The sequence below is a fragment of the Psychrobacter sp. UBA2769 genome (genome assembly GCF_002352555.1).
Classification (GTDB): domain Bacteria; phylum Pseudomonadota; class Gammaproteobacteria; order Pseudomonadales; family Moraxellaceae; genus Psychrobacter; species Psychrobacter maritimus.
This window is the reverse complement of record NZ_DEIR01000024.1, coordinates 1-13,274: the sequence shown is the minus strand read 5'-3', so window position 1 is coordinate 13,274 and position 13,274 is coordinate 1. Positions and strand designations below refer to the sequence as shown.

The 13,274-nt window shown below is 43.3% G+C and carries 11 protein-coding genes; 2 read left to right on the top strand and 9 right to left on the bottom strand.

All coding sequences use genetic code 11. From position 1 onward, the window contains the following. Nucleotides 1-267: 267 nt before the first annotated feature. From rplI to ppsA, 5 genes are all read right to left on the bottom strand, one after another. Nucleotides 268-777 carry a 50S ribosomal protein L9 gene (rplI, locus tag B3Q63_RS12420; RefSeq protein ID WP_296177241.1) on the bottom strand — a complete coding sequence of 170 codons (510 nt, stop codon included), beginning with the start codon at nt 775-777 and terminating at the stop codon, nt 268-270. Nucleotides 778-803: 26 nt separating this feature from the next. Further along, nucleotides 804-1,034 carry a 30S ribosomal protein S18 gene (gene rpsR, locus B3Q63_RS12415; RefSeq protein WP_010198808.1) on the bottom strand — a complete coding sequence of 77 codons (231 nt, stop codon included), beginning with the start codon at nt 1,032-1,034 and terminating at the stop codon, nt 804-806. Between the two features lie 16 nt (nt 1,035-1,050). After that, nucleotides 1,051-1,455, bottom strand: coding sequence for a 30S ribosomal protein S6 (gene rpsF, locus B3Q63_RS12410; protein ID WP_193012851.1), 405 nt, complete (start codon nt 1,453-1,455; stop codon nt 1,051-1,053). A gap of 309 nt (nt 1,456-1,764) precedes the next feature. After that, nucleotides 1,765-2,748 (bottom strand): RDD family protein, encoded by a 984-nt coding sequence (locus tag B3Q63_RS12405; RefSeq protein ID WP_296177235.1) that lies wholly within the window; start codon nt 2,746-2,748, stop codon nt 1,765-1,767. A 208-nt stretch (nt 2,749-2,956) separates the two neighbouring features. Beyond that, nucleotides 2,957-5,341 carry a phosphoenolpyruvate synthase gene (ppsA, locus tag B3Q63_RS12400; RefSeq protein ID WP_201564929.1) on the bottom strand — a complete coding sequence of 795 codons (2,385 nt, stop codon included), beginning with the start codon at nt 5,339-5,341 and terminating at the stop codon, nt 2,957-2,959. 639 nt (nt 5,342-5,980) lie between these two features. Between ppsA and ppsR the strand changes: the two genes are divergently transcribed. Together ppsR and sthA are read left to right on the top strand one after the other, a co-directional pair. Then, nucleotides 5,981-6,877 carry a posphoenolpyruvate synthetase regulatory kinase/phosphorylase PpsR gene (gene ppsR, locus B3Q63_RS12395; protein ID WP_296177231.1) on the top strand — a complete coding sequence of 299 codons (897 nt, stop codon included), beginning with the start codon at nt 5,981-5,983 and terminating at the stop codon, nt 6,875-6,877. A gap of 185 nt (nt 6,878-7,062) precedes the next feature. After that, nucleotides 7,063-8,706, top strand: coding sequence for a Si-specific NAD(P)(+) transhydrogenase (gene sthA, locus B3Q63_RS12390; protein ID WP_227692252.1), 1,644 nt, complete (start codon nt 7,063-7,065; stop codon nt 8,704-8,706). Between the two features lie 122 nt (nt 8,707-8,828). Here sthA and B3Q63_RS12385 read toward each other — a convergent pair whose 3' ends face one another. The 4 genes from B3Q63_RS12385 to B3Q63_RS12370 form a co-directional block, all read right to left on the bottom strand. Next, nucleotides 8,829-10,055, bottom strand: a complete 1,227-nt coding sequence (locus B3Q63_RS12385; protein WP_296177225.1) for an ABC transporter permease — start codon at nt 10,053-10,055, stop codon at nt 8,829-8,831. After that, on the bottom strand, nt 10,055-11,404 hold the full coding sequence (locus B3Q63_RS12380) for an ABC transporter permease (RefSeq protein WP_296177223.1): 1,350 nt from the start codon (nt 11,402-11,404) through the stop codon (nt 10,055-10,057). The genes B3Q63_RS12385 and B3Q63_RS12380 overlap by 1 nt, the downstream gene beginning before the upstream one ends. A gap of 3 nt (nt 11,405-11,407) precedes the next feature. Continuing rightward, a complete protein-coding gene (locus tag B3Q63_RS12375; RefSeq protein ID WP_296177220.1) occupies nt 11,408-12,688 on the bottom strand; it encodes an HlyD family secretion protein in 1,281 nt (426 codons plus the stop codon). A 106-nt stretch (nt 12,689-12,794) separates the two neighbouring features. Beyond that, a partial coding sequence (locus B3Q63_RS12370; protein ID WP_296177218.1) for a TolC family protein occupies nt 12,795-13,274 on the bottom strand: 480 nt, incomplete at its 5' end.

The window sequence follows — 13,274 nt, the reverse complement described above, 5'->3', positions numbered from 1 at the left end:
GTCGACATATTAGTAGCCATATAAATATCTGAATATAGGGTAGCAATTGAGAGGCTATTATTAAAGATGACTTTATAAACAGTATTTTATTGTTAAGTATAGGTTGTACAGGTGTTTTATTACCAATTATTGCGCTTATATATCATTGTAAGTGTTTATTATAAATGACTTATAAATCCGAGCTGCTTGATAAATATTAAATAATTTGACAAACAAAAAAGCCAGCAACATGACGTTACTGGCTTTTCTTTAGACGCGTACTAAATATTACTCTTCAGAGTAATCTTCGTTCTCGTCTTCAACTTCTTCTGCTGACTCTTGAGTGTCGCCATCTTCTGAAAGAATGGTTACTAAGATGCTAGCAGTAACGTCATGGTGTAGCTGAATATCAACATTATATTCGCCAACTTGACGTAAAGTGCCTTCAGGTAGCTTGATTTCAGCACGGTCAACTTCTAGACCTGAGTTAGTCAATGCTTCAGCGATATCGCGAGTACCGATAGAGCCAAATAGCTTGCCTTCGTCACCTGATTTAGCGCGCATGATAACATTAACGTCAGTTAATGCGTCAGCACGTTCTTGAGCAACAGCTACTTCTTTTGCTTCTTCAGCTTCAAGCTCAGCACGACGTGCTTCGAACTTTTCAATGTTAGCTGCAGTAGCAGGTAGTGCTTTACCCAAAGGGATAAGAAAGTTACGTCCGTAACCTGGTTTCACATCGACAGTTTCACCGAGTTTACCAAGGTTGACGATACGCTGTAACAAAATAATTTGCATGAGTCATTCCTAGTTAAAGTTAACGGTTAACCCTGATGGTTATCAGTGTATGGAAGTAGCGATAAATAACGAGCTTGCTTGATAGCAGTCGCAAGTTGACGCTGATACTTAGTAGATGTACCGGTAATGCGGCTTGGTACGATTTTACCATTATCACTGATATACTGTTTTAGCAATTCAACATCTTTATAATCGATGTGAGTGATGCCTTCAGCAGTGAAACGGCAGAATTTGCGACGGCGATAGAAACGTGCCATGAGTATTCTCCTTTAATTAGTCTTCACTGTTGTCGTTGTCGTCATTATCGTTTTCACGACTGTCTGGACGACGAGTAGTTGCTTTGCGTGCGCGTTTTTCATCGGCATTCTTGGCTAACTGCGACTCTTCAGTGACAGCGTCGTCACGGCGCATAACTAGACTACGAATGATCGCGTCGTTATAACGGAATAATTCTTCAAGTTCAGCTAAAGTTTCACCGTCAGTTTCAATGTTGAAAAGAACGTAGTGAGCTTTATGAATCTTGTTAATTGGGTAAGCCAGTTGACGACGACCCCAATCTTCTAGACGATGGATTGTGCCGTTGTTGTCTTGAACCAACTTGATATAGCGTTCAACCATGCCGACCACTTGGTCGCTTTGGTCTGGGTGTACAAGTAACACCAGTTCGTAATGTCGCATTATGACTCCTTACGGATTAGTAGCTATTAACCCTATGTTAATAGCAAGGAGATTTATAAGGTAAGCCCAAATTTTATCGAATTCTATAAAAACAATAGGGGATAAGCTTAGTTTATAAAGCGCCGTATTATAACAGTACTCGGTGCCTAACACAAAGGTTAATCGCTAAGCGGCTGTTAATAAACAATAAAAGCAGCAAATACTGCTCTACTAATAAAAAGTGGCGCCTAAACGCCACTTTTTAATATAACTTTATGATATTTATAATAATCTGTTTATAACAAGGCTATAAATTAATTATTAAGTTAATTATTTTACTTTTGGCTTTTTGACCAATTGGCTGCTATCCGCTTTTACCACTAGGGTTTTAGCAAGTTTGTCATGCCAACCGATATTTTCAGGGCTTTTTGAGGCCATATAATAATGAACAATAATAACCACAAACCCTAAGAAGCTGGTAAACGAAAACAACAAATTATAAATAATAAACAGCAGCAAGGTACGCATGCCAATAAGCTTGGTAAAAGATGGCAGGCGATGAGTCATTTGGTCGACGACGCGGATACCGGTAATCAGCTTACCAAGTGATTGCCCGCGCAAGGTAATAAATACCAGTTGCAGCGCAAACAAACCAAATACCATCACTTGTGACATCATCAAGGTGCTGCTTGGAATACTTTCCATGAGCGTCATTGAGTACTGATAAGCGGCATCCATATCTTGGATGTTTTGAAACTTGGTATAATCCACATCCATCTTGGTCAACGCCATGACTAGCGGAAAAATCGCTAATACATACAGCAAGCCATTGAGCGCAGTTGCCAATACTCGCGACATGATAGGCGCAAGCACAACATCACCGACGACTTTATCGTTGTCGGAAATCTTTTTGGCACCAGACTTATTTAATGACACATTACTATTTGGTGTGTATTGACGATTGGTTGTCATGTCCACTTTGCTGTTTTTAGCGTTTTCTGCTGGACGTTCAGGCTTGCCATATAATCTGTCTAGCGATACGGCTTTGTCATCTTGACCCGTACTACTAGCAGAATCTTCTGGAAAGATAGTGATATTATTAATAATAGAGTCGTTATTATCCGCCGTCACTATAGGAGCAGGACGATAGTAAGGCTGATTGTTGGTTAAATTACCAACACGCTGCCACTGATCTAAGCCTTCATGCCATATCAAATCATCTAATACGACTTCGCCAGAGGTGAGCATGATATTGAGCTGATCCAAAGTGTATGGACCGGCTTGTACGTTATTTCGAGCAAGGAAAATCTGCATAATTGCCTACATAGTTAGTCATATCTCAAGTCACTTTTTATGAGTAGCTGCTTTTAAAGAGCTGTTTTTGATAAACGGTCTTTAAAGCTACTTTTAAGTCACTTTTGGTAATACATTATATTAGGGTCTATTTGAAAAAATCAAATAGACCCTAATGATTATATCTTACATGACGATGTGAATTAACGCTGTGACTGAACGTTACGGCTTACTTCGCTTCTTCACCCGCTAAGAAGAACCAAGTATCTAATACTGAGTCAGGGTTCAATGACACTGAGTCGATACCTTGTTCCATGAGCCAGTAAGCAAGATCTGGGTGATCTGATGGGCCTTGACCACAAATACCAATGTATTTGCCAGCTTTGTTACAAGCTTCAATCGCCATAGACAATAGTTTCTTAACCGCAGGATCACGCTCATCAAATAGATGTGAGACGATACCTGAGTCACGGTCTAGACCAAGTGTTAACTGGGTCAAGTCGTTTGAGCCGATTGAGAAACCATCGAAGTGCTCTAGGAACTCATCTGCTAATAAGGCGTTGGTTGGTAACTCACACATCATGATAACGCGCAGACCATTTTCACCACGTTTTAGACCGTTTTTCGCTAGCAACTCGATGACTTCTTTGGCTTCGCCAACGGTACGGACGAATGGAATCATAATCTCGACGTGAGTCAGACCCATCTCATCACGGACGCGTTTCAATGCTTTACACTCAAGCTCGAAGCAGTCACGGAAGTTGTCAGAAACGTAGCGGCTCGCACCACGGAAACCAAGCATTGGGTTTTCTTCTGATGGCTCGTATAATTTACCGCCAAGCAAGTTAGCATATTCGTTTGATTTAAAATCAGACATACGCACGATAACTGGCTGATCCATAAAGGCAACGGCTAGGGTTGAGATACCTTCGACCAATTTATCAATATAGAAATCAACTGGTGACGCATAACCGGCGATACGCTCATTGATAGCTTGGGCGATTTCACGTGGTAAGCTGTTCATGTTAAGTAATGCTTTTGGATGCACGCCAATCATACGGTTGATGATGAACTCTAAACGCGCAAGACCAATACCTTCGTTTGGCATTTGGGTAAATGAGAAGGCGCGATCTGGGTTACCAACGTTCATCATTACCTTGAATGCAAGCTCTGGCATAGATTCAACAGAGTTGGTTTGTACTTCAAAATCAATCTGACCTTCATAAATAAAGCCAGTATCACCTTCAGCACAAGAAACGGTGACGTCTTGACCATCAACCAATAATTCAGTGGCATTACCACAACCAACGATTGCTGGTACACCAAGCTCACGCGCGATAATAGCGGCGTGACAGGTACGACCACCACGGTTGGTGACGATAGCAGAAGCACGCTTCATAACTGGTTCCCAATCCGGATCCGTCATGTCTGATACTAATACGTCGCCGTCTTGTACTTTGTCCATCTCGTTTAAGTTGCTAACGATACGCACTTTACCAGCGCCGATACGTTGACCGATTGAACGACCTTCGCATAGGATTTTAGCATCGCCAGTATTGATGATATAACGTTCCATGACATTGCTGTCTTGGCGGCTCTTAACGGTTTCTGGACGTGCTTGAACGATGAAGATTTCACCGCTGTCGCCGTCTTTTGCCCACTCGATATCCATCGCTTGACCGTAATGCTTTTCAATAGTCATGGCTTGTTTAGCAAGTGAATTCAGCTCTTCAGTCGATAAAGAGAACTGCATGCGGTCTTGTTTTTCAACATCGACAGTTTTTACTGATTTAGTGGTGCTGCCTTCATCACCATAAATCATTTTCTTATGCTTGCTACCTAGGTTGCGACGGATAATCGCAGGTTTACCGTTAGCAAGTAATTTTTTTGATACGTAGAATTCATCTGGGTTAACCGCGCCTTGCACGACCATTTCACCTAGACCGTAGCTTGAGGTGATAAAGACCACTTGATCAAAACCACTTTCGGTATCTAGGGTGAACATAACGCCTGCGGCGCCAGTTTCTGAACGAACCATGCGCTGTACAGCAGCAGATAGGGCAACGCCTTCGTGCTCAAAACCTTTATGCACACGATAAGAGATAGCGCGGTCGTTATATAAAGAGGCAAATACTTCTTTAATCGCAATGAGGACGTTATCAATGCCGCGAATGTTCAAGAAAGTTTCTTGTTGACCGGCAAATGACGCATCTGGCAAATCTTCAGCAGTAGCAGAAGAACGTACCGCAACAGCGATGTCTTCGCCGCCACTCATGGTTTCAAACGATTGACGCACTTCTTGCTCAAGGTCGCTTGGCAGCTCTTGCTCAATAATCCAAGTACGGATTTTTTTACCCGTTTCAGCAAGCTTGTTGACATCATTAACGTCAAGTGTTTTAAGCTCGCTGTTGATTTTGTCGAGTAAGCCTGTTTCTGTCAAAAAACGATTGAACGCATTTGAAGTGGTCGCAAAGCCACCTGGAACGCTGACACCCAAATCAGATAGATGGCTGATCATCTCGCCAAGCGAGGCATTCTTGCCGCCAACCATATCAATGTCATCTTTTCCTAGCTGATCAAGATTGATTACAAGTGCTGTAGATTGCGCTGCCATGATAACTCCAGAAAATAAGGTTATTTAGTAAAGATTATAACGGTCGATTATACCCCTATATTTGGATAATTTCGATACCTAGAACCAAAAAATTCGTCAAAAAGATACAAATTGTGGGGATTGCTACATATTTGAGCGTCAAGAAAGTAATATTTGGCTGCTAGAATATAGTGAAAATGGGAATGTGAGAGGTTTCATGAATGTATTCACAATAGCTAATGTTGGATAAAACTTCAAAAATTTGCTTAAAGCACTTTTAAAATTTGCTTCTATATATAGGTGACTATTGAATTATTGATAACTGGTTTGATTATTGACTTAAAAGTGAGGTTTGTTTTTATGCTAACTTTTATACAAATGCTTCTAAGTGTACGCCTGTAACATTGATTTCTATTAGATGGCTATTATGCGTATAATATAGCGCATAGATATGTTCTGGACGCGACCATGCTCTTTAGCAGCGAATTCACAGCCAATGACTATGAAAGAGCATGGCAAATAAAGAGCATGGCAAATTTGCTATAAGAAGTTTTTATCATAAGTGGTTATAAACGGCTATTAAGAGTCGATTGAAGTTTTTTCAGCGCTATGCAAAAGCGATTATTGAGGTTTTAACGTTTTAACAAAGGTGTTCACGTTATGTTTGTAAACAATCCGCCCGAACCAGCCAATCCGACTATTCAAAACAAACAAGCATTAGAAGTAGATAATGCTCAAAATATAAGAACCGCCTTTTTTATCTCTGATGGTACGGCGATTACCGCTGAAACCCTTGGACGCGCTATTTTAAGTCAGTTTGCCTCTGTGCCTTTTGAAACCCGAGTACTGCCTTATGTCGATAGCTTAGAGCGTGCCGAAGATGCCGTCGAACAAATCAATACTGCTTATCAACGCGATGATTTATTGCCATTGGTATTTGATACGATTGTCAGTCCTGATATTCGCGAGAAAATCAACTCAGCGCATAGCTGTAATTTGGATATGTACGAAGGTCTCATCGGTCGGGTAGCAGAAGAGACGGGTGTTGAGCCGGACGGACATTCAGGTCATGCCCATGATGATGTCGACTCTGAGACGTATAAAGAACGTATCGATGCGGTGCATTTTGCTTTAGACAATGATGATGGCGCGCGCACTCGCCATTATCATGCGGCAGATATTATTCTTATTGGTGTTTCGCGTTCTGGAAAAACGCCGACTTCATTGTATTTGGCGCTACAATTTGGTATTCGGGCGGCAAATTATCCCTTAACCGAAGAAGATTTAAACGACAATAAGCTGCCTAAAGCCCTACGTGAGCATAAGCATAAGTTATTTGGCTTATTAATCGATACGGATCGCTTAGTGAAAATTCGCCAAGAACGCCGCGCTGGCAGTCGTTATGCTAGTTACCAACAATGTCAGCAAGAGCAGCGGGCGATACAGGGGATTTATATCTCGCAAGGTATTCCAAGCCTTGATGTATCAGAGATGTCTGTTGAAGAGATTGCCACGCGTATCTTACAGATGACCGGTCTTAAGCGCCGGATTGGTTAAAGAAATTAATCAACAGCGCATAATGAATAACGGCTATGGCGATAACGTAACTGTCGCCAATATTGCAAAATATCCTATCACAACGTATGGTAGGCCCACTTTAGTGCCATGACCCTGACGGCATTTAGACCTGCTGACACTCATGGACTGAAAAAATAGATTCATAAATTAATAAAGAGGATACGATGGGAAGCAAACCTATAAGCGACGCGACCAACGATACTGGTAAAGACACTCAAACCGAAGTGTCTAATAAAGAGAGCGGCCGCGCGCCAAACCCTGAGCATACTGAGGGTAAAAACAAAAAAGCAAGAATTGAGCAAACCCATGAGCAAGTCACTGACGATATCATGCATCATCCTGACTTGGTCAATCCGCTAGATGACACCCGTATTGATATTAAAACCCCTTTTACCAAAGACTCGCAGCGTATAAAAGGCGATAAGCATAAGTATGAGTATGACGTTGTCGTCCTAGGTGCAGGTCCTGCTGGTGAAGCGGCTGCCATGAAGCTGACGAAGTCGGGTAAAAAAGTAGCGGTTATTGACCCACGCGAACAGGTCGGCGGCAACTCTACTCATGTCGGTACCATTCCAAGTAAAGCATTGCGTCAATCGGTCTTTAACTTGATTAACTTTCGCCGTGATCCTATGTTCACCAAAGCGATGGAATACCAGCAAGTACCGCTTAATAAAGTGCTGGCCAATGCTCGTAAAGTTATCCGTAATCAGGTAAGTACCCATACGCGCTTTTATGAACGCAATCGTATTGAGGTGATTCACGGTTGGGCAAGTTTTATTGATGCGCATACTTTAAGCGTCGAAAAAGACGATGGTATCTTTGAAACCGTCACCTTTAATAAAGCCATTATTACCGTTGGTAGTCGCCCATATCGTCCTGATATTCTAGACTTTAACCATCCACGTGTGTTTGACTCTGATAAAATCTTGCAAATGGATTATGTGGTCAAAAAAATCATCATTTATGGTGCCGGGGTGATTGGTTGTGAGTACGCTTCTATTTTCACCGGTCTTGGCTATAAAGTTGACCTAATCAATAACCAAGATCAGCTGCTTAATTATTTAGATAGCGAGATTAGTGATGCTATCGCCCATGACTTTAGACAGTTTGGGGTACTGATTCGTAGCAATGAAGAGATTGACCATTTAGAGACGCATGATGATTATGTGGTCTTGCATCTCAAAAGCGGCAAACGCATTAAATCGGATGCCATTCTTTGGTCAAATGGGCGCTCAGGTAACACTGAAGGCTTGAACTTAGAAGCCATCGGGCTTGAAGCCAATAGCCGTGGTCAGCTAAAAGTTGATGATACCTATTGTACTGGTGTCGAAAATATCTATGCTGCCGGTGACGTTATCGGTTGGCCATCATTGGCGTCTGCTGCCTATGACCAAGGACGCTGTGCGGCGGCCTTTATGGTTGGAGATAGTGATGCAGAGCCAGTATCAAGCGTACCAACAGGTATCTATACCATCCCTGAAATCTCTTGTATTGGTAAGACAGAGCAAGAGCTGACCGATGAAAAAGTCCCTTATGAAGTCGGGCAGGCGTTCTTTAAACATTTGGCACGCGCGCAAATCATTGGTGAACGCTCAGGTGTGTTAAAGATTTTGTTCCATCGTGATACGCTTGAGATTTTAGGCATTCATTGTTACGGCAATCACGCGTCAGAGATTATTCATATTGGTCAAGCAGTGATGAAGTGTAACGCCACTTTAGAGTATTTTGTAAATACCACCTTTAACTATCCAACGATGGCAGAAGCCTATCGTGTGGCAGCCCTTAACGGTTTGAATCGCGTTTTTTAATGCTTATTTTTTAATGCGTAAACCGTAAAGTAAGAGACATAAAAAAAGCGCCTGCTTAATGAGTAGGCGCTTTTTTTATGGCATTTTTTCTAGCAGAATAAAGGTTACTAGACTTTTTTACATTAATAGCCAGTTTTACTTTGTGGGATACGCCAGCGAAAGAGCAGCAGTAACATAAAGTAAAATGCCCACAATCCTGCCAACGCATAAAAACCCGTTGCGACTTGCGCCACGCTGGCACCCATCTGATTGAGCTGGACAGAGGTGTTAATCGCAGGCGTTGTCGGTATTAACCAGCGTATGATTTGTAAAAACTCTGGCAATTGATGGGCAGGCCATGGATAACCACTGACAAAAAACATTGGTAGTGAGCTGAAAATTAGAATTTGCATACTGCGCTCACGCTGGCGGAACCACAGTCCAAACACGCAGCCAAGCGTGGCCACAGTCGGGCAAAATAGCAGCAAAAATAACAAGCTGCCGAGCATGTTTTGTCCGCGTGGATAATGATGCAGCTCAAAGGTCCAGCCATAATAAAAGCAGCCGATGATAAAGCTGAACATACTGAGCGCTGCAATACGGCCAAGCCAGCCGCGAATACTGGTGGCATGACGACGTTGTTCATACCAAGTACCAATCAACATCGCTGTAGACATCAACAGGGTTTGCTGCAAAATAAGAATCGCTACTGCTGGCACCACGTAAGCGCCGTAACCTTCGGTTTGATTATATAAAGGAATGATTTTTAGGGGCACCGCTTGGGTGCTTGCCGCTGCGGTTGCAGAATATGCCCCTTGCGCCACGCTTTTTTTAATCTCAACCCCTGCTGATACCGTACTGACCGCCTGCAAAAATCCCATTTGGACGTTTTTATTTAATAAGAAATAGCCGCCATTGCCCAGTACGCTGACACTTGCCGCTTTTCCAGACAATACTTGCTGCTCAAGCCCGCTTGGAATAATCATATAACCGGCGATGTCATCCGACCAGATGGCCTCGATGGCCTCTTGCTCATTTAAAAAACGATTGGTATCTAGCTGCGGGCTGGCGCTGGCATAGCGAACGATGGTTTTAGATAAGTTGCTATTGTCTTTATCGATAATACCGACCGGGACATGGTTGACCACCTCTGTCGAATACGGCCAAGGATAAAAGAAGCCATAAATAATCGGCGCAATCAGTAATAATAACAGTACGCCTTTATCAGAAAAAACGTCTTTAATCGTTTGCACAAAACTGTGCAAAAAACTTTGTGATGAATAGTCTTTTGAATCTGATGGCGTATTAGATAGCTTGTCTTTTGGTACGGCAGAATCTTTTGATGCAGGCTCTTTTTTTAACATAGACATTAGCGTGCTCCCCAACGTTCAGGATGGGCGAGCGCGCGTTTGCTCAATAATGCAGCTAAGAACATAGCAATAACGGTTGCTAGCGTCAGTCCATAAACTATCGGTAATGAGATGGCAACGGGTGCTTGCATCTGTAATTGGGCAATATGCAGCTTAAGATAATGAGTAAGCGGTAGCGCATCCGACCAATGCTTGGCGCTGTCACTGATGGCGATATAAGGAAAGGTAACCCCTGCAAACGCATAAGAAGGTGCTGAAATAAAACCGGTGGACGATAAGCCCATACGTAATGAAAATGAGGTTAGGGTAAATATGGCGCCAAGCCAGAATGACAACATCATCAGCAAGACAAGACCGACATAAGTAGCCATGATAGAGCTAATAGCAACCGCTTGCTGTGGAGCAGCCAGCCAGAGTGCTAGAATTGACCATAGGCTATAAGCGAGCGTTGGCCAAAAATACTTACCCAGTAAACCAAAGAGCAAGACTGAAATACTGGCTTTTCTAGGCTTATTGTCTGTAATAAAGGTTTTATTGTTTGCAGCAGAGGTTGAAGCAGCTATGGTTTTGTCGTTTTCAATGTCGTTTTTAATATTGGCTTCAATGCTGGTTAAGTCAGGATGACCGCTTTCAATAAAGTCATACCAACGACCGATTTGCTTATCGCGTAGCTCGCGTCCAATGGTCGTAGCACCGATGACCATAGCTAAGATGTGTAGCAGCGCCGGGATAACCGTTGACGCTAAAAACTGCTGATAATCGGTAGCCGCATTAAATAAGCTAATACGCTGGATACCAATGGGTGAGTAAGCAATCGCCGCTTGTGATGGTGCCATACCTTGTTTCACCAAACGCTGTATCTCAACGCCTGCCGATAGCGTACCAATCACTGATTGGACACTGGTTTGGATAATGCCAGAGTGAGTACCGTATTGAGCGTTTACTTGCAGCACGATGGGTGCAGGTTTACTCGATGAGATATTGCGCGAGAAATCTTCAGGAATAATGACCACTGCATAAATATCACGTTGCAGGAGCGCTGCTTCTACCGCTGCTGGTGAATGATACAGCTGTCTGACCGTCAGGTTCGGATTGGCTTCCAAATAACGCACGGTAGTATTGGCAATAGGACCGCGGTCTTTATCCATCACCCCGATAGGTAAATCGGTGATTTGTATTTGTGAGAAAATCCACCAAATCAACAGCACGGTTGCAAGCGGTATCCACAGTACCATGCTCAAATCCCATGGATTTTTGGCTAAAAAACGTCGCTCATAGCCAGCACTGCGTACAAAAGCGCCAATTAGCCCCTTTTGCCCACTTAGCCTCTTTTGCTTATTCAAGCGCATGGCTTACTCTTGGGTCTGATTAGCAAGGGCTGGCTTGATATTGACTACCACGCTCATACCCGAGCGAATACGTCGATCAGGTGCCGATGGTCGCGCTTTAACCTCAAAGGTGCGCACATCAAAACCATCGTTATTGTTGGTCGGACGCCAAGTGGCAAAGTCAGATAATGTTGAGGTGGCATAAACGGTAAACTGTTTGGTATAAGGCTTTTCGGGCGATGATAAAGCAGGAATCGTACCCATAAAGCGCTGACCAATCGCAAATTGATTTAAATAGGTTTCAGTGACGTTGAGTACCACCCATTGATCGTCGGTATTGACCAAGGTAAGGATCGGCACACCTTGCCCAATCACTTCGCCAGCATTGACGATGACATTATCCACGATACCGGCAATCGGGCTTCTTAGATTGGCTTCTTCTTTGGCGACCAGTGCTTCTTCTAATTGCGCATCGACTTGGGCAACTTGTGCCGTTGCGGCAGATTTATCTTCACTGCGTGCGCCTTCCATTGCTAAGTCATACTGTAAGCGCGCCGCTTCTGTTTGATCTTGGGTGGCCAAATACTGCGCGTAGGCTTCATCACGTTTTTGCCGCGCCATCAGTCCTTCTTCATAAAGACGATTGACGCGCTGATAGGTATTTTCTGCTAAATCAGACGCCGCTTTATTGGCTTGCCAAGCGGCTTTTGCTTGCGCAATCTCTTGTGGACGGGCGCCATTTTCTGCTTTATCAAGCTGACTTTGGGCCATTTGCTTACCAGCACGAGCTTGATTAATTTTGGCATTAATCTCAGGTGAGTCCATCTCAATCAATTGCTGACCGACCGTCACGGCATCGCCTTCTGTGACCATGATTTGTGCAATACGTCCTGGTACTTTTGCGGCGATGGACGTTTGCTGCATTTGCATCTGCCCTTGTAAGGTGATGATTTCAGGCTCATTGTGTTGATTGCTTTTATACAAACCATAAGCAATTGCCCCCAAAACAAGCAGCACAAGGAGTACCAAAATCGCCTTTTTAACCACGGCAGATTTATCCGCTTTTGCGGGCTCGCGTTTATAAGGCGGCACCGCTTGCTCTTGGTCCATATCAGCGCTATCGACGTTATCAACGTTATCGATGCTATCAGCGCTATCGACGAAAGCTTCAGTCGGTTTAGTGCCATTAATAGCATCAATAGCATCGACGGGCGTTTGCTCATGATGACTGCTGTTTGATTCAGCGGTTTGGTCTGAAGCATTTAATTTGCGTGAGTCGCCTGATTCGTTATTAGATTCAGTCATGACAGTGAGATTCCTAAAGCGATAAAGTCGGTAATAAGCAGAATAGGTCTGGCGTTATTTAATCTGGGCATTTAATCTTATTATTTAATATGTCTTACTGGGTAGGCTATTTGTCATATAAGGTTGGTAGTCGAATATCAGCGGCGTTTAGGTAAGCATTAAAAGCGAGAGGCGTACCGCAGCTTTGCATTAGAGCGGCAAGAGACTGTACATAAGTATTCGCCGCTTGCGCCTGTTCCGTACGCGCTTTGAGGTATTGTGTCTGTGCTTGTACCACATCGATAGGCGTATTTAAGCCTTCTTGCAGCCCAAGGCGACGCAAGCGTAATACCTCTGCTGCCAAATCTACATTACTTTGTAGTGCCTGATAGCGAGATTGGGCGTTATTGACATCGTGCCAGTTTTTTTCGACCAACAATAATAGATTGTCACTGACTTCAATCTCAGATAAATCCGCTTGGCGTATTTTGGCATTGCTAGAGGCTAGAGAAGCGGTTTTATCGAGCCCACCCCAAAGCTTCCAACTTGCTGAAATACCAGCGACCCAGCTTGGGTCTTTTTCAAGTTGTCCATAGCCATAAAGCAT

What these genes read in the sequence shown, in the direction of transcription:
- B3Q63_RS12380 (WP_296177223.1), bottom strand. Translation starts at nt 11,404, where the DNA reads ATGCGCTTGAATAAGCAAAAGAGGCTAAGTGGGCAAAAGGGGCTAATT.
- B3Q63_RS12385 (WP_296177225.1), bottom strand. Translation starts at nt 10,055, where the DNA reads ATGTCTATGTTAAAAAAAGAGCCTGCATCAAAAGATTCTGCCGTACCA.
- B3Q63_RS12375 (WP_296177220.1), bottom strand. Translation starts at nt 12,688, where the DNA reads ATGACTGAATCTAATAACGAATCAGGCGACTCACGCAAATTAAATGCT.
- rplI (WP_296177241.1), bottom strand. Translation starts at nt 777, where the DNA reads ATGCAAATTATTTTGTTACAGCGTATCGTCAACCTTGGTAAACTCGGT.
- sthA (WP_227692252.1), top strand. Translation starts at nt 7,063, where the DNA reads ATGGGAAGCAAACCTATAAGCGACGCGACCAACGATACTGGTAAAGAC.
- rpsR (WP_010198808.1), bottom strand. Translation starts at nt 1,034, where the DNA reads ATGGCACGTTTCTATCGCCGTCGCAAATTCTGCCGTTTCACTGCTGAA.
- rpsF (WP_193012851.1), bottom strand. Translation starts at nt 1,455, where the DNA reads ATGCGACATTACGAACTGGTGTTACTTGTACACCCAGACCAAAGCGAC.
- ppsR (WP_296177231.1), top strand. Translation starts at nt 5,981, where the DNA reads ATGTTTGTAAACAATCCGCCCGAACCAGCCAATCCGACTATTCAAAAC.
- B3Q63_RS12405 (WP_296177235.1), bottom strand. Translation starts at nt 2,748, where the DNA reads ATGCAGATTTTCCTTGCTCGAAATAACGTACAAGCCGGTCCATACACT.
- ppsA (WP_201564929.1), bottom strand. Translation starts at nt 5,341, where the DNA reads ATGGCAGCGCAATCTACAGCACTTGTAATCAATCTTGATCAGCTAGGA.